The organism is Klebsiella sp. HMSC09D12 (assembly GCF_001808475.1).
In the GTDB taxonomy this organism is placed as follows: Bacteria; Pseudomonadota; Gammaproteobacteria; order Enterobacterales; family Enterobacteriaceae; genus Klebsiella; species Klebsiella oxytoca.
On the sequence record NZ_KV793490.1, the window covers coordinates 82,279 to 97,714 of the forward strand.

The following is a 15,436-nucleotide window of genomic DNA, read 5'->3' on the forward strand; positions in this document are numbered from 1 at the left end:
TCTCGATTCGTCGTTTTGTCTGCGGGCGAGTATAATTCCTCAAGTTAACTTGAGGTAAAGCGCTTTATGGAAAAGAAATCTCCCCGCATCAAAATGCTGCTGACTCCCGGCGAAGTGGCAAAACGAACCGGCGTGGCCGTCTCCGCGCTGCACTTTTATGAAAGCAAAGGGCTGATCCACAGTCAGCGCAACGCGGGCAATCAGCGGCGCTACCGGCGCGACGTCCTGCGTGCGGTGGCGATCATTAAGATTGCGCAACGCATTGGTATTCCGCTGGCCACTATCGGTGATGCATTTGGCGTACTGCCGGAAGGGCATAACCTCAGCGCCAAAGAGTGGAAGATGCTGTCGTCCCAGTGGCGGGAGGAGCTGGACCGACGGATTCACACCCTGACCGCGCTGCGCGATCAGCTTGATGGCTGCATCGGCTGCGGCTGCCTGTCGCGCCGCGACTGTCCGTTACGCAACCCGGGCGATAAGCTGGGAGAAGAGGGGACCGGCGCACGGCTGCTGGAAGAGGATTAAAAAAACTAAAGCGCCACAACAGGGCGCTTTAGTTGTTTTCCGGTCTTGGTCTTTCGCACTATCCCGCTGGTATGCAGGAGGGTTTCCCCCGACGTCGGCTCACCTCAGTATTGCGCAATATGTTGATGGAGGTTCCGGTTTGCGCCGACAACTTAAGTGTGGCTCTTTTCTCTGATTTTGCCGCCTCAGGTTGCCGAAAAATTCCCGTCATTCGCTGCCTGTTCCTATAGTTAATTTGAACAAACAGCGGGAGAGGCCCATGTTAACGGTACATCATCTCAATCAGTCACGATCGCAGCGCGTATTATGGGCGCTGGAAGAGTTGCAGCTGCCTTATCAGGTTGTCTCTTATCAGCGGGGAAAGGATATGCTCGCGCCAGCGGAGTTAAAAAGCGTTCATCCATTGGGCAAATCGCCGGTCGTAGAAGATAACGGCCATATTCTGGCGGAGTCCGGCGCCATTCTGGAGTATTTACAGGAAACCTATGATAGCGCCAGGCGCTTAAAGCCTGAGTCGGTGGAAGATAAACTGCAATACCGCTTTTGGCTGCACTATGCCGAGGGTTCGCTGATGCCCCTGCTGCTGATGAAGCTGGTGTTTTCCAGCCTGGGCAAGCCCCCGGTGCCGTTTGGCATACGCACGCTGGGCAATGCATTAGGCAAAGGGGTACAAAAGGCCTGGCTTAACCGACAGGTTGAGACCCATGCCCGCTTTATTGAATCGCACCTTTCTCGCCAGCGCTGGTTTGCCGGCGCTGAGCTGAGTATGGCTGATATTCAGATGAGCTTTCCGGCAATGGCGTTGCTGGCGCGCGGCGGGGTGGGGGATTTACCGCATCTGACGCAGTGGGTTCAGCGGGTAGAGCAGCGTCCGGCCTGGCAGAAGGCGATTGAGCGTGGGGGCCCATTTACCTTACCCGGCGAATGAACCATTACTAAAGCCGATGACAGGGGAAAATTGCTATCAGCGCAATACAAAAATGTTACCGGATTGCGCATGGACGATAACGTTTGCGCATCGGCTGGTTATTTCATGAACGTCATAAGCGAAATTTAGCTAAATCCGACAAACTTCTGTTGAAAAGGCCCGTCTAAAGGCTGGATAATCGTTTGCCTTTTTATTTTGCTCATCATTTCCTCTGCTGACAGGGGGGAGCAAAGTCATTCTTCACACCGTATTGTATGCGCGGAGTTAAACGTTTGCTTTTCACAGCCCCTGGCGCTGCGATGTAGCACAAGGAGATCGCGTTTAACTGGCAGTGGATGGTCCACCTCGCATCCAGACGAACGATAAAAATTCTCAGGGGAAGTTTTCTATGTCTACGCCTTCAGCGCGTACCGGCGGTTCATTGGACGCCTGGTTTAAAATTTCTGCTCGCGGCAGTACCGTGCGTCAGGAAATCGTTGCCGGTCTTACCACCTTCCTGGCGATGGTCTACTCCGTCATCGTGGTGCCGGGGATGCTCGGCAAAGCGGGTTTTCCGCCAGCTGCGGTATTTGTTTCCACCTGTCTGGTTGCCGGCGTCGGCTCGCTGGTGATGGGGCTGTGGGCGAACCTGCCGCTGGCGATTGGCTGCGCCATCTCGCTGACCGCTTTTACCGCTTTTAGCCTGGTGCTGGGCCAACAGATCAGCATTCCGGTCGCGCTGGGCGCGGTCTTCCTGATGGGCGTACTGTTTACCGTCATCTCCGCAACCGGCATTCGTAGCTGGATCCTGCGTAACTTGCCGCAGGGCGTTGCGCACGGCACGGGGATTGGTATCGGTCTGTTCCTGCTGCTGATTGCCGCCAACGGCGTTGGTCTGGTGATCAAAAACCCGCTGGACGGTCTGCCGGTGGCGCTGGGTAATTTTGACAGTTTCCCGGTGATTATGTCGCTGGTCGGGCTGGCGGTGATTATCGGCCTCGAAAAACTGAAAGTGCCGGGCGGTATCCTGCTGACGATTATCGGCGTTTCGATTATCGGCCTGATCTTCGATCCTAACGTTCACTTCTCCGGCATCTTCGCCATGCCGTCGCTGAGCGACGATAAAGGCAACTCGCTGATCGGCAGCCTGGATATCGTGGGCGCGCTCAACCCGGTCGTGCTGCCAAGCGTGCTTGCGCTGGTGATGGCCGCGGTGTTTGACGCCACCGGCACCATCCGCGCGGTGGCCGGTCAGGCGAACCTGCTGGATAAAGACGGGCAGATTATCAACGGCGGCAAAGCGCTGACCACCGACTCCCTGAGCAGCGTCTTCTCCGGCCTGGTCGGGGCGGCGCCGGCGGCAGTGTATATCGAGTCTGCTGCCGGTACGGCGGCGGGCGGTAAAACCGGCCTGACCGCAGTGACCGTCGGCGTGCTGTTCCTGCTGATCCTGTTCCTCTCTCCGCTCTCCTATCTGGTTCCGGCTTATGCTACCGCGCCGGCGCTGATGTACGTCGGCCTGCTGATGCTGAGCAACGTGGCGAAAATCGATTTCAACGACTTTGTTGATGCGATGGCGGGGCTCATCACCGCGGTCTTTATCGTGCTGACCTGTAACATCGTTACCGGCATCATGATTGGTTTTGCGGCGCTGGTGATTGGCCGTCTGGTATCCGGCGAATGGCGTAAGCTGAACCTGGGGACGGTGATTATCGCCGCGGCGCTGGTCATCTTCTATGCTGGCGGTTGGGCGATTTAACTTTTCCTGCTAACGGCGGGCGGCTTTGGCCGCCCGTTTAATTTTTAAGCCACATCCTGTTTCCTTTTGCGTTAATCTGAGTAGCGTATTATGCCGAGACATGACGCCTCAGATGTAAAAAAGAAAACGCAGCAAACAGGGAACACATGGAAATATTCTTTACCATACTCATCATGACCCTCGTGGTCTCTCTCTCCGGGGTGGTTACACGCGTACTGCCCTTTCAGGTTCCACTACCTTTAATCCAAATCGCCATCGGCGCGCTGTTGGCCTGGCCTACCTTCGGATTGCATGTTGAATTCGATCCTGAACTCTTTCTGGTTCTGTTCATCCCGCCGCTGCTATTTGCCGATGGCTGGAAGACGCCGACCCGCGAGTTTATTGAGCATGGGCGAGAAATCTTCGGTCTGGCGCTGGCGTTAGTGGTGGTGACGGTGGTCGGTATTGGCTATCTCATCTACTGGATCGTTCCCGGTATCCCGCTGATTCCGGCTTTTGCCCTCGCGGCCGTCCTGTCGCCAACGGATGCCGTCGCGCTGTCCGGCATCGTCGGCGAAGGGCGTATTCCGAAAAAAATTATGGGAATTTTGCAGGGCGAAGCGCTGATGAACGATGCGTCTGGCCTGGTCTCCCTGAAGTTTGCCGTTGCGGTGGCGATGGGCACGATGGTCTTTACCGTCGGCGGCGCGACGGTGGAGTTCTTCAAGGTGGCGGTCGGCGGTATTCTCGCGGGCTTCGTGGTCAGCTGGCTGTACGGGCGCTCAATGCGCTTCCTTAGCCGCTGGGGCGGCGATGAACCGGCAACGCAAATTGTGCTGCTGTTCCTGCTGCCGTTCGCCTCTTACTTGATCGCTGAACATATCGGCTTTTCCGGCATCCTGGCGGCAGTCGCGGCGGGGATGACCATCACCCGTTCCGGCGTGATGCGCAGCGCGCCGCTGGCGATGCGCCTGCGCGCCAACAGCACCTGGGCGATGCTGGAGTTCGTGTTTAACGGCATGGTGTTCCTGCTGTTGGGCCTGCAGCTGCCGGATATTCTCTCCAGCTCGCTGGTGGCCGCAGAGGCGGATCCCAACGTCGAAACCTGGATGTTGTTTACCGATATCATCCTGATTTATGCCGCCCTGATGCTGGTGCGTTTTGGCTGGCTGTGGACGATGCGCAAGCTGAGCCAGCGTTTCCTGAAAAAGAAACCGATGGAGTTCGGCTCCTGGACCACGCGCGAGCTGCTGATCTCCTCCGTCGCCGGCGTTCGCGGGGCCATTACCCTTGCTGGTGTGCTGTCGATTCCTCTGCTGCTGCCGGACGGCAACGTCTTCCCGGCGCGCTATGAGCTGGTATTTCTTGCCGCCGGGGTGATTCTGTTCTCTCTGTTCGTCGGCGTGATTGTGCTGCCGATTCTGCTGCGCCATATTGAGTCGACCGACCATGTACAGCAGCGCAAAGAGGAGCGCCTGGCGCGGGCGGCAACGGCGGATGTGGCGATTGTCGCGATTCAGAAAATGGAAGAGCGTCTGGCGGCGGATACCAAAGAAAACATCGATAATCAGCTGCTGACTGAGGTCAGCTCGCGGGTGATTGGTAACCTGCGCCGTCGCGTTGATGGGCGTAACGATGTGGAAACCTCGATGCTGGAAGAGAGCCTCGAGCGCCGGTTCCGTCTGGCGGCGCTGCGTTCTGAACGCGGGGAGCTGTACCACCTGCGCGCCACCCGGCAGATCAGTAACGAGACGCTGCAGAAGCTGCTGCACGATCTCGACCTGCTGGAAGCGCTGCTTATCGAGGATCAGTAACACCGTACTCGTCCGCGACGGCGCCTGAGGCGCCTTGTCCGGGCTACCGCCCCTCAGACGATGGGGAATCTGTAGCCCGGGTAAGGCGTTGACGCCGCGGTTAAGCGTGCCGCTTTCGGCATCTTACTTCAGCCAGAACGCCTTACTGCACTCCAGCCACGCCCGTGCGCTGTGCGACATGTACACGCCTTCCCGCCAAATCATTCCCAGTTCCCAGCGTAGATCGCTTTGTAACAGTATCCAGCAAAAGCTCTGCGGGTCGAGGCGCTGGCAAATCGGCTCCGGTAAAATCGCGACGCCAATTCCGGCCTGTACCATCGCGGCCAGAAAATCCCACTGTCCGCTGCGCACGGCGATACGCGGCTTAACTTCATGCTGAGTAAATAGCCGCATCAGCTGCTGGCTGAGGGCGAAATCCTCGTTGTAGATCACCAGCGGATGTGCGGCGAGCGCTTCCGGCGACAACGAACTGATGCCTTCCCACTGCGCCGTTCTCGGCGTCAGCACGCAGAGCGGATGGCTGAACAGCGAGAGCGTGGTTAAGCCGCTGGCCTCATCAACGGGAAGCGCGGTCATGGCTAAATCCAGTTCACCGTTGCTTACCGCCTGCTGCACGGTCAGCCCGCCGAATTCGGAGATTTTCAATTCCACACCCGCATAGCGCTGGCGAAAGCGGCTAATCGGTTCGGCCATCAACATCCCGACCATCGGCGGAATGCCGAGACGCAGTACGCCCTTATGCAGATGATTAATATCGCTTAGCTCCGACTCCAGCTGATGAAATTCACCAAGGATGGCCTGTCCGCGCTCGAAAACTACCCGACCGGTATCGGTCAGCAGCAGCCGACGACCGTCGCGGATCAGCAGCGTGCAGTTCAGCTCATCTTCCAGATTCTTGAGCATCTTACTGATGGTCGGCTGCGTGACGAACAACTTCTCCGCTGCGCGGGTAAAGCTTTGCTGGCGCACCACTTCGACAAAATAGCGCAGCGTTCGGATATCCATAATTATTCCCTGAGACTATACCTGTGATGATTTTAATTCATTTCTGCCGGGCCCGGCGGCTCTCTATACTGCTCGCCTGTCTTCTTTTTCAGGAATACCGCTCATGGCCTTTGCGCCAGCTCGCGTGACGCCCTTCGTTATGCAACGTCTTCAGGTACCTGTTCAGGTACTGATCTACGCCGGACTGTTCGTCTGCGCTGACTATTTTGTTAACTGGCTGCACCTGCCGCTTCCGGCGAACCTTGTCGGCATGCTGATGATGTTGACGCTGATAGTCTGCCGGGTGATCCCTTTAAACTGGGTACGCGCCGGCGCCCGCTGGCTGCTGGCCGAGATGCTGCTGTTCTTCGTGCCGGCGGTAGTGGCGGTCGTCAACTACGCGCAACTGCTGATGGTGGAGGGCTGGCGCATCTTTCTGGTGATTGGCTTAAGTACCATGATGGTGCTGGGCGCGACGGCATGGGTGGTTGATAAAGTGTATCGCTATGAAGTCAGCAGGATGAAACATGAGTGATTTCCAGCTGAGCGTCCTGTGTCTTCTTGTCACGCTGGGGCTCTATTTTGCCAATAAACGGCTTTATCGCCGCTTCCATAAACTGCCCCTGATGCCGCTGGTTTTCACCCCGATCCTGCTGGTGATGATGCTGGTATTCGGCCATATCTCTTATCAAAGCTATATGGGGGAGGCCCACTGGCTGCTATGGCTGCTGGGCCCGGCGACTATCGCTTTCGCCGTGCCGGTGTATGACAATCTGGCGATTATTAAACGCCACTGGATGTCGCTGACGGCCGGAGTAACGACCGCGTCGGTTGTTGCGGTGACCAGTTCGGTGTGGCTGGCGCGGCTGTTTACCTTGCCCGATGAGATCCAGCGTAGCCTGGCGGTACGTTCGGTGACCACGCCCTTTGCGCTGGCGGCAGCTAAACCGCTGGGCGGTCAGCCTGATTTAGTCGCCCTGTTTGTCGTGGTCACCGGGGTATTCGGCATGGCGGTGGGTGATGTGCTGTTTCTGCGTCTTTCTATTCGCGAAGGGATGGCTAAAGGAGCGGGTTTCGGCGCGGCATCCCACGGCGCCGGTACCGCGCGATCTTATGAACTGGGGCCGCAGGAGGGCGTGGTCGCCAGCCTGGTGATGATGCTTTCCGGCGTTGTGATGGTATTGACCGCGCCGCTGGTGCGCTGGGCAATGTTCTGACTATTATTTTCTGTGGTTTATCCTCCGCAAGGAAATAGACCACAGAAAAAATATATATCATCAATATTTATTTCAGTTGTCATTTCATATTTGATATACCTCAACCAATATATTCAGCACTTGAATCGTTGAAAACATGAAGTCATGTAAAAGTAGATGAAGTTTATCCACCGATGTTAATCTCACTTATTTTACGTTTAAGTGTAACTAAATGTTTCAAAGTAGCCTCATTTTAACTTGATTCACAAATATAAATCACTATATTTATTTGCGGTATGAATTAGTGGTTTTTGCAATCTGTTGTTTTTATTTGTTTATTTTTAAATCATGTCTTTATCTTATAGGTTAATCTCATTTATGATTTTAGGATTATTCTTCATTAGTTATTGAGGGTAATCTTGTTTTTGGATATCTTATTGAGGTGAGCTTTTATTATTGAATGGATTCATGTGGAGCTTGAGCTTTTGCTTCAATATTTAAAATAATATTGTAAGCAGGCAGTTTATTTCCCTAAGCGCTGATATAACTTATAGATTGAGTTGATGCCTGTTTCCCTTCTCTAATAGAGTGCCATAAACAATTGATGGACTGATTGTTAATCTTAATAAACAGGAGAATACCAATGAAAATGAATGCAATAACTCTGGCTAAAATAGTCGCCTTCTCTGCGGGCTGCTCACTGGTGACAATGGCGCAGGCGGATAACACCATTACTTTTACCGGCACGGTCTCTGATACTACCTGTACAGCCACTATCGATAACGGCGTCTCATCTATTGAGATGGGGACCTCCTCCGTCGCGGATCTGAAGGCGAATACCTATGGCGCGGCCAAGAATTTTTCTTTCACCCTGACCGGTTGCCCGAAAGTGGCTGATGGCGGTAACGCTAAGGCCAGAGTCACCTTTGGCGGTGAAGCCGATGAAACTAACAGCGATTACTTTAAGAACCAGGCTTCCGCATCGCCTGCGACGGGCGTTGCCGTGGCTATTTTTGATAACCAGGGTGCGCTGCTTAAAAATAATACTGAAGGCGCCGATGTGGATATTTCCTCCGGCGCTGCGACCATTCCTTTCACTGTAAAAATGGCGAAAGCAGGCAGTGCTGAACCGACTAAAGGCGCCGTTCAGACAACGGTAACCTACAACGTTACGTACTATTAATTCAGACGCTAATAAATACCAAGGGAAAGGGTAACTCTTTCCCTTACTGGACTCCATTATGAACAGATTATTCTACTTTATTTGTTTTTATTTGTGTGCGTTTGCGGCGCAGGCAAGCGTAGTCGTGGGCGGCACGCGGGTGATATTCGATGGCACACAAAAGTCGACGACGGTATCTGTTCAAAATAAGGATAATGTGACCAATATCGTTCAGTCCTGGATCTCCGTTGTCGATGCGGCCTCGCCAGCGAAAGATTCATTCATCACAACGCCTCCGCTATTTCGCCTGAAGTCCGGAGAGCAAGGATTTGTACGCATTCTACGTTCGGGTAAACCTTTGGCGGAGGATCGGGAATCCATGTTCTGGTTGAATATTAAGGGGATTCCCGCCATGGAGAACGCGCCGGACAAAAATATGGTTCAGTTTGCGATTAATTCCAGGATAAAGCTTATTTTTCGACCCGCCGCATTGAAAAGCGCCATACCAGAAAATTTTGCCGAAAAGCTGCAGTGGTCTGCTGAAGGGCGAGATATAAAAGTGAAAAATGTTTCTCCTCTATATATGAATTTCTCTGAAGTTTTGGTGAACGGCAAAGCAGTACCTGAAGCGTGGTTTGTTGCCCCCTTTTCAACAATAAAAATACCGGTAGCAAATGCCTCTTCTGCGGGCAAAAAGAAAATCACATGGAGCGTGATCAATGATTATGGAATGCCTGGACCGAAATATACCGCCATCATTCAATAACGTTGGAAAGCGTTATACCTTTTTATTGACCAGCGGCTATGCCGCCTTCATTTTCAGCTTTGCCACAATACCTCTCCCGGCGATGGCAGGTGAGTACTTCAATCCCCACCTGCTGGAGGTAAACGAAACCGGTACCTCCGCCGTTGACTTAACCTATATTTCTGAAGAGACGATTCCGCCAGGTGACTACAACCTGGATGTCTATATTAACCATACGTTTGTGGCTTCTGAGTCCGTCATTTTTACGCGACAGGATCAATATAACGCCGCTTCATCCCGGCCATGTCTTTCCGTCGCGCGCCTGAAAGAGTGGTCGATTAAAACCGAAGATTATCCTGAGCTTACCGTGGCGGGTTCGGAGTGCGCAAAACTGTCTGCGATCCCCGGATGGGAGACGGCGGTACAGCTCTCGCAACAACGAATCGACTTTACCTTACCCCAGGTGGCTTTAGTGCATCGTCCGCGGGGGTATGTCCCGGAAAGCCGATGGCAGCAGGGCATTACCGCCGGGCTATTGAATTACAACATTTCCGGGCAAAAAACCGATCCGCGAGATGGAGGCGTTTCCACCTCCAGCCAGTTTGTCAGCCTGCAGCCGGGGTTGAACGTTGGGCCGTGGCGTTTACGTAATTACAGCACCCTCAATCATAATGACGATGGCAGTCAGTGGGACTCCGTCTATAGCTATATTTCACGCGATATCCACGCCCTGAAAGGTCAGCTGATAGTGGGGCAAACCTATACTTCTTCGGCGGTGTTTGACAGCATCAGCTTCACCGGCCTGCAGCTGAACTCTGATAAAGAGATGCTCCCGGACAGCCTGAACGGCTTCGCACCGGTCATAAAAGGCATCGCGCGCTCGACCGCAGACGTGACGGTTTATCAAAACGGATACAGCATTTATAAAACAACGGTCTCTCCCGGCGCCTTTGAGATAAACGATCTTTATCCCACGGGAAGCGCGGGCGATCTCTACGTGACGGTGAAAGAATCAGACGGTAGTGAGCAGAGCTTTGTGGTGCCGTTTGCTTCACTGGCAATATTACAACGTGAAGGGCAGGTTGATTACGCTTTCAGCGGCGGCAAGACGCGCTCGGGAAGCGCGGGCGGAAAGGAGTATCAGTTTCTGCAATCCAACGTTGCCTGGGGAGCGTTGAGCAACGTCACGCTGTACGGCGGCTTTCAGCAATTAGAGGATAAATACAGTAATCTCCTGCTGGGGGCCGGGTTTAATTTGGGTTCAGTCGGGGCGCTCTCTTTTGATGCTTCTCAGTCCTGGGCTGACATAAAAGAAAATTCCTCATCGGATAACGCCTCATCCAGCGAAGGGCAGTCATACCGCGTGCGCTTTAGTAAAGATTTTCCACAGACGGGGACAAACTTTTCCGTTGCCGGGTACCGTTACTCAACGCATGGTTATTATTCTCTGCAGAACTTTATCGATCGGGCGGACTCTCATCGCGCCTGCTGTTCGTCATCCGGTCGGACTAAAGACCGCTTTGACGCTTCAGCGTCGCAGATTTTCTCCGGATTCGGTTCACTCTCCCTTTCGCTGGTCAGTGAGTCTTACTGGGATAACTCGCGGATGGAGTCGCTGGGCGTGAGTTATAGCAATACGTTTAGCCGGATGTCCTACTTCATTAACTACGCCTATAACCGCAATGTGCAGAGCAGCGGCCAGAATGAAAATAGCTCGCCTTCCAGCGACAGCATTATTTCGCTAACCGTGAGTATTCCTTTCGGCGCCGATATATCAGCCAGCTACAATATGAACAGCAGCCGGGTGGGAGACACCACTCACAGTCTTGGTTTAAATGGCTCCGCTTTCGCCGATCGTTCTCTGAACTGGAACGTGCAGGAGGGATATAACGCCAGCGATAAAAGCACCTCAGGGAACATCAACCTCAACTACCAGGGCTCAAAAGGTGAAGTCACCGCCGGATACGGTTATGACAGCAACAGCGCCCACTATAATTATTCGCTACGCGGTGGGATGCTCGCCCATTCCGGCGGGATAACGCTGTCACGCTATCTGGGCGAGAGCGTTGCGCTGATTGAAGCGCCTGGCGTCAGGGATATCGCGGTACGCGGGCAGACTAACGTCATGACCGATTCTGCCGGGTATGCCGTAGTGCCTTTCGTTCGCCCTTATCATGAAAACAATCTCTCCCTTGATGAACAGCAGGTCTCGGGAGCGGAAATAGATAATATCGTCAGAACGGTGGTCCCGACGCGCAATGCGATCGTAAAAGTTAAATATGATACCTGGATTGGCTATAAGGCCATGATGACCTTGCAATTTCATCATAAAGATGTGCCGTTTGGCGCGGTGATTACGCTAGAGGATGAAAGTCAGGAGTATAAACAAAAACGCAGCGCTATTGTCGGTGATTCCGGGCAGGCCTATTTGACCGGGCTGCCAGAAAAAGGCCGCTTATTTGTGAAGTGGGGCGATGCTTTAACTAGCCAGTGTTATGTCAATTATGATTTATCATCTAACAAATCAATTGACGATATTGTTTTTTATACGGCGGATTGCCGATGAACAATCTCAATATATTGTGTTTTGAGCACACCACTAAAATGATAGCGATGCGGATACGCCATGCTCAATCGCCATTGCGGCTAGCGATAGCTGCAATAGTAGGGCTACTGGCCAGTGCTTCATCTGCCTGGGCCTATGACGCTACGAGTACCGTCAATTTTAATGTCACCGGCAATATTGAAGAGCCTGTCTGTGAGGTTTTTGTAAAACCGTCCAATGCTATCAGCCTGGGGACGGTTTCTTCTCAGCGTCTGACCGGTAAACCGGGGGCCAGTAGCGATACCACAACCGTTTCCCTGGCATTTGATAACTGCTCAACCGGTACGTCTTCAGTGACGATAACGTTTAGCGGCGCTCCGTTTGATAGTACTTATCCCACAATTTATGTCAGTGAGCTGATTGATGGGGCAAAGGATGTTGGCTTACAGCTTGTGAGTGCCGCGGATGGGAAAACGCTGGGTCCAAACGAGAGTTATACCTATGCATTTACGGCCTCCCCTGGCGGACACGCCTTTGATATGGCGGCCAGAATGTATACGCCATACGGCAAAGTAACGCCAGGAAACGTTGCCTATACGGTCACTTTCAACGTGTCATACAAATGACGGAAGGTGTTTAGGGATATATATGAATAAATATTTTTTATTACTATTGATGTTGGTTTTCCCTATTTATGGTTGGTCCTGTAGCTCTGGGGCCAATTATGGTGATGTGACGATGGCAAATCTACCCGAACAAATATTAATTAATGCGGGGAGTTATTCTGCCGGAACGGTCCTTTATGACTCCGGGAGAATAACGCGTTCGAATACTCAGGTCTGGAACTGTGAGGGGAAGATGTATGCCCGTTTTGAATGGTCTTCAGCAAATGCAGGCGCACTTACTGGCGATCATATCTATACGACATCCGTACCGGGTATTGGTTTAAGAGTGAAAGTCTGGCTGAATATTACCGGTGAATATGATGGCGATACTGACGATTTTCTCCCTGATTACACTGAGCATTATATTGGCGACTCAGAGTTTTATCTTGGAAAACCAGGGGGGTTTTTAGATATCTATGCCACAACAAACTATTCACCCGCCTACCAGCTACAGCTGGTGGCCACGGGAGGCGCAATCGCCAGCAACAGCTCTCTGTCGATAAAGGACCCTATCTCATCGGTTTCGCTTAAAGATAGCACTGGCACGATGGTTATTTCCCAACTGCACATCAGCGGTACGACGCAAATCAAGCTGACGCCGATGGGCTGTACGGCAGGTACGACCGCGCTGAATTTCCCTATGGGCTCCGTGAAAACGAGTGAGTTTACTCTTTCCTCGACAGCCGGCTCCGCCCAGCAAACGCTGATGCTTTCCTGCGAACCCGGAACCAATATATCAATGCGTGTGACGGCGACTGAAGCCGAAGGCGATAATCCGAACAGGAGCGTTATTGCGTTAACGGCGGGGGAAAACGTAGCAACCGGTGTGGGTGTGCAGTTAAGCCTCAACGGGAAGGTCATACCGTTAAACACCAGTTTTTATTTAAGTACATCCAGCAGAAGTGTAACGTTGAATGCCGGAGCTGAGGCCAGCTACGCAACCTTCACCTACCCGAATAATCCCGGCGGCGCTGCTGCATCGAACTCGCTCATCTTTTCGACTAACTATTACAAAACCGGGGCTGAAGTGACGCCTGGAACGGCCAACGCCAGCGGAACGATAACATTTACCTATAACTAGAATCACCCCTACCCCAGCCGTCAGGCCGGGGTAGGGGTAATCATTAATGCGCCTGACCTTTCTCAATACCGATCCCGGTCTGCGAACGAATAAACTGGGCGCGGAACAGTTCACGCTCGCGCGCGCCTTCCGCGGAGCTATCGGTAGCAGAGAAGAACCAGATACCGATAAAGGCCACGGCGATAGAGAACAGCGCCGGATATTCATACGGGAATATCGCCTTTTCGTGACCGAGGATCTGCACCCAGATAGTCGGACCGAGGATCATCAAAATCACCGCGGTCAGCAGACCCAGCCAGCCGCCAATCATCGCCCCGCGCGTGGTCAGCTTCGACCAGTACATCGACAACAGGATAATCGGGAAGTTACAGCTGGCGGCGATGGAGAACGCCAGGCCGACCATAAAGGCGATGTTCTGATTCTCGAACAGGATACCCAGCAGAATCGCCACCACGCCGAGGATCAGTACGGTAATTTTCGACACCTTGAGTTCCTGACGCTCGGTCGCGCCTTTGCGGAACACGTTAGCGTACAGGTCGTGAGACACCGCCGATGCGCCCGCCAGCGTCAGGCCAGCAACCACCGCCAGAATCGTGGCGAAGGCGACCGCTGAGATAAAGCCAAGGAACAGGTTGCCGCCGACCGCATCCGCCAGATGTACTGCCGCCATATTGTTGCCGCCGATAAGCTGCCCGGCCGCGTCTTTGAACGCCGGATTCGCCCCCACCAGCATGATGGCGCCGAAGCCGATGATAAAGGTCAGAATATAGAAGTAACCCATAAAGCCGGTGGCATAGAATACGCTCTTACGCGCTTCTTTGGCATCGCTCACGGTGAAGAAACGCATCAGAATATGCGGCAGACCCGCGGTGCCGAACATCAGCCCGAGGCCGAGCGAGAGCGCCGATATCGGATCTTTTACCAGTCCGCCGGGGCTCATAATCGCCGAGCCTTTCGGGTGCACCGCCATTGCTTCGGTGAACAGATTATTGAAGCTGAAGCCGACGTGCTTCATCACCATAAAGGCCATAAAGCTGGCGCCGAACAGCAGCAGGACCGCTTTAATAATCTGCACCCAGGTGGTGGCGAGCATGCCGCCAAACAGGACGTAGAGCACCATCAGCACGCCGACAAGCACTACCGCGACGTGGTAGTTGAGGCCGAACAGCAGTTGAATCAGCTTACCCGCGCCGACCATCTGGGCGATGAGGTAGAGCGCCACTACCACCAGCGAACCGCAGGCGGAAAGGGTGCGAATCGGCCCCTGTTTGAGACGATAGGAGGCCACGTCGGCAAACGTGTAGCGGCCGAGGTTACGCAGGCGTTCGGCGATCAGGAACAGAATAATCGGCCAGCCGACGAGGAAACCGAGCGAGTAGATCAGCCCGTCGTAGCCGGAGGTGTAAACCAGTGCGGAAATACCGAGAAACGAGGCCGCCGACATAAAGTCGCCGGCAATCGCCAGACCGTTCTGGAAACCGGTAATGTTGCCGCCAGCGGTGTAGTAGTCGCTGCGTGAACGTACGCGTTTTGACGCCCAGTAAGTGATATACAGCGTCAGGGCGACAAAAATCAGGAACATGATGATCGCCTGCCAGTTGGTCGGCTGGCGCTGTACCGCGCCGGTGAGGGCATCTGCGGCATTGACGGTCAAAGGGAGCGTGGCGGCGAGCGCCGTCAGGACTTTCTTCATGATGCTTTAACCTCGCTGAGAATGCTTTTTGTCAGCCGATCAAATTCACCATTTGCCCGCCAGACGTATATTCCGGTTAATACGAAAGAGATAACGATCACGCCGATACCAATCGGAATACCCCGGGTGACGCTGGTTCCCGCATGCAGCGGCGTGCCCAGCCAGCCGGGGGCAAAGGCGATAAGCAGAATAAAGCCCACATAAATCACCAGCATAATCAGTGACAGGATGGCGGCAAACCTTTGCCGGGCTGCAACAAGCTCCTTAAAATGCGCACTATTTTCTATCCGCTGACAAATCTGATCGTTCATCATAGCGTCTCCAGAGGTTCCCTTTTGTCATCCACGCGCCGGTCGTCGGCAACACTTATCCCCCCGGCAG

The 15,436-nt window shown here is 53.6% G+C and carries 14 protein-coding genes; 11 read left to right on the forward strand and 3 right to left on the reverse strand.

Going from position 1 to position 15,436, the window contains the following annotated elements; translation table 11 throughout:
- Positions 1 to 66: 66 nt before the first annotated feature.
- The 4 genes from soxR (at position 67) to HMPREF3178_RS18070 (ending at position 4,984) form a co-directional block, all read left to right on the forward strand.
- Positions 67 to 525: a redox-sensitive transcriptional activator SoxR gene (soxR, locus tag HMPREF3178_RS18055; protein WP_004109476.1), complete on the forward strand. Its 459-nt coding sequence runs from the start codon at positions 67 to 69 to the stop codon at positions 523 to 525.
- Between the two features lie 259 nt (positions 526 to 784).
- Positions 785 to 1,453: a glutathione S-transferase family protein gene (locus HMPREF3178_RS18060; protein WP_004109473.1), complete on the forward strand. Its 669-nt coding sequence runs from the start codon at positions 785 to 787 to the stop codon at positions 1,451 to 1,453.
- 388 nt (positions 1,454 to 1,841) lie between these two features.
- Positions 1,842 to 3,191: an NCS2 family permease gene (locus tag HMPREF3178_RS18065; protein WP_070585347.1), complete on the forward strand. Its 1,350-nt coding sequence runs from the start codon at positions 1,842 to 1,844 to the stop codon at positions 3,189 to 3,191.
- Between the two features lie 146 nt (positions 3,192 to 3,337).
- Positions 3,338 to 4,984 carry a Na+/H+ antiporter gene (locus HMPREF3178_RS18070; protein ID WP_004109468.1) on the forward strand — a complete coding sequence of 549 codons (1,647 nt, stop codon included), beginning with the start codon at positions 3,338 to 3,340 and terminating at the stop codon, positions 4,982 to 4,984.
- A gap of 123 nt (positions 4,985 to 5,107) precedes the next feature.
- Here the strand turns inward: HMPREF3178_RS18070 and HMPREF3178_RS18075 are convergent, their stop codons facing one another.
- Positions 5,108 to 5,989 (reverse strand): LysR family transcriptional regulator, encoded by an 882-nt coding sequence (locus tag HMPREF3178_RS18075; RefSeq protein ID WP_016808426.1) that lies wholly within the window; start codon positions 5,987 to 5,989, stop codon positions 5,108 to 5,110.
- Positions 5,990 to 6,092: 103 nt separating this feature from the next.
- On the opposite strand from HMPREF3178_RS18075, the gene HMPREF3178_RS18080 reads away from it, so the two are divergent.
- From HMPREF3178_RS18080 to HMPREF3178_RS18110, 7 genes are all read left to right on the forward strand, one after another.
- Positions 6,093 to 6,503, forward strand: coding sequence for a CidA/LrgA family protein (locus tag HMPREF3178_RS18080; protein ID WP_004109448.1), 411 nt, complete (start codon positions 6,093 to 6,095; stop codon positions 6,501 to 6,503).
- The gene (locus HMPREF3178_RS18085; RefSeq protein WP_017145119.1) at positions 6,496 to 7,185 is read left to right on the forward strand and encodes an LrgB family protein; all 690 of its coding nucleotides are present in this window, start codon (positions 6,496 to 6,498) and stop codon (positions 7,183 to 7,185) included. Before HMPREF3178_RS18080 ends, HMPREF3178_RS18085 begins: the two co-directional genes overlap by 8 nt.
- A gap of 622 nt (positions 7,186 to 7,807) precedes the next feature.
- Positions 7,808 to 8,347 (forward strand): fimbrial protein, encoded by a 540-nt coding sequence (locus tag HMPREF3178_RS18090; RefSeq protein WP_004117262.1) that lies wholly within the window; start codon positions 7,808 to 7,810, stop codon positions 8,345 to 8,347.
- Between the two features lie 58 nt (positions 8,348 to 8,405).
- A complete protein-coding gene (locus HMPREF3178_RS18095; protein WP_004109441.1) occupies positions 8,406 to 9,092 on the forward strand; it encodes a fimbrial assembly chaperone in 687 nt (228 codons plus the stop codon).
- Entirely contained in the window at positions 9,046 to 11,637 is a 2,592-nt protein-coding gene (locus HMPREF3178_RS18100) for a fimbria/pilus outer membrane usher protein (protein ID WP_017145118.1), read from the forward strand. Before HMPREF3178_RS18095 ends, HMPREF3178_RS18100 begins: the two co-directional genes overlap by 47 nt.
- Entirely contained in the window at positions 11,634 to 12,242 is a 609-nt protein-coding gene (locus HMPREF3178_RS18105) for a fimbrial protein (protein ID WP_004109438.1), read from the forward strand. Before HMPREF3178_RS18100 ends, HMPREF3178_RS18105 begins: the two co-directional genes overlap by 4 nt.
- A 22-nt stretch (positions 12,243 to 12,264) precedes the next feature.
- The gene (locus tag HMPREF3178_RS18110; RefSeq protein WP_023320183.1) at positions 12,265 to 13,362 is read left to right on the forward strand and encodes a type 1 fimbrial protein; all 1,098 of its coding nucleotides are present in this window, start codon (positions 12,265 to 12,267) and stop codon (positions 13,360 to 13,362) included.
- 43 nt (positions 13,363 to 13,405) lie between these two features.
- Here the strand turns inward: HMPREF3178_RS18110 and actP are convergent, their stop codons facing one another.
- Together actP and HMPREF3178_RS18120 are read right to left on the reverse strand one after the other, a co-directional pair.
- Positions 13,406 to 15,055 carry a cation/acetate symporter ActP gene (actP, locus tag HMPREF3178_RS18115; RefSeq protein ID WP_004109434.1) on the reverse strand — a complete coding sequence of 550 codons (1,650 nt, stop codon included), beginning with the start codon at positions 15,053 to 15,055 and terminating at the stop codon, positions 13,406 to 13,408.
- A complete protein-coding gene (locus HMPREF3178_RS18120) occupies positions 15,052 to 15,366 on the reverse strand; it encodes a DUF485 domain-containing protein (protein ID WP_004127871.1) in 315 nt (104 codons plus the stop codon). The genes actP and HMPREF3178_RS18120 overlap by 4 nt, the downstream gene beginning before the upstream one ends.
- Positions 15,367 to 15,436: the final 70 nt, after the last annotated feature.

Bases quoted from the DNA above. Each gene is read 5' to 3' on its own strand.
- HMPREF3178_RS18070 (WP_004109468.1), top strand. From the start codon at position 3,338: ATGGAAATATTCTTTACCATACTCATCATGACCCTCGTGGTCTCTCTC.
- HMPREF3178_RS18120 (WP_004127871.1), bottom strand. From the start codon at position 15,366: ATGAACGATCAGATTTGTCAGCGGATAGAAAATAGTGCGCATTTTAAG.
- HMPREF3178_RS18080 (WP_004109448.1), top strand. From the start codon at position 6,093: ATGGCCTTTGCGCCAGCTCGCGTGACGCCCTTCGTTATGCAACGTCTT.
- HMPREF3178_RS18095 (WP_004109441.1), top strand. From the start codon at position 8,406: ATGAACAGATTATTCTACTTTATTTGTTTTTATTTGTGTGCGTTTGCG.
- HMPREF3178_RS18060 (WP_004109473.1), top strand. From the start codon at position 785: ATGTTAACGGTACATCATCTCAATCAGTCACGATCGCAGCGCGTATTA.
- actP (WP_004109434.1), bottom strand. From the start codon at position 15,055: ATGAAGAAAGTCCTGACGGCGCTCGCCGCCACGCTCCCTTTGACCGTC.
- soxR (WP_004109476.1), top strand. From the start codon at position 67: ATGGAAAAGAAATCTCCCCGCATCAAAATGCTGCTGACTCCCGGCGAA.
- HMPREF3178_RS18105 (WP_004109438.1), top strand. From the start codon at position 11,634: ATGAACAATCTCAATATATTGTGTTTTGAGCACACCACTAAAATGATA.
- HMPREF3178_RS18075 (WP_016808426.1), bottom strand. From the start codon at position 5,989: ATGGATATCCGAACGCTGCGCTATTTTGTCGAAGTGGTGCGCCAGCAA.
- HMPREF3178_RS18090 (WP_004117262.1), top strand. From the start codon at position 7,808: ATGAAAATGAATGCAATAACTCTGGCTAAAATAGTCGCCTTCTCTGCG.
- HMPREF3178_RS18110 (WP_023320183.1), top strand. From the start codon at position 12,265: ATGAATAAATATTTTTTATTACTATTGATGTTGGTTTTCCCTATTTAT.
- HMPREF3178_RS18100 (WP_017145118.1), top strand. From the start codon at position 9,046: ATGATTATGGAATGCCTGGACCGAAATATACCGCCATCATTCAATAAC.
- HMPREF3178_RS18085 (WP_017145119.1), top strand. From the start codon at position 6,496: ATGAGTGATTTCCAGCTGAGCGTCCTGTGTCTTCTTGTCACGCTGGGG.
- HMPREF3178_RS18065 (WP_070585347.1), top strand. From the start codon at position 1,842: ATGTCTACGCCTTCAGCGCGTACCGGCGGTTCATTGGACGCCTGGTTT.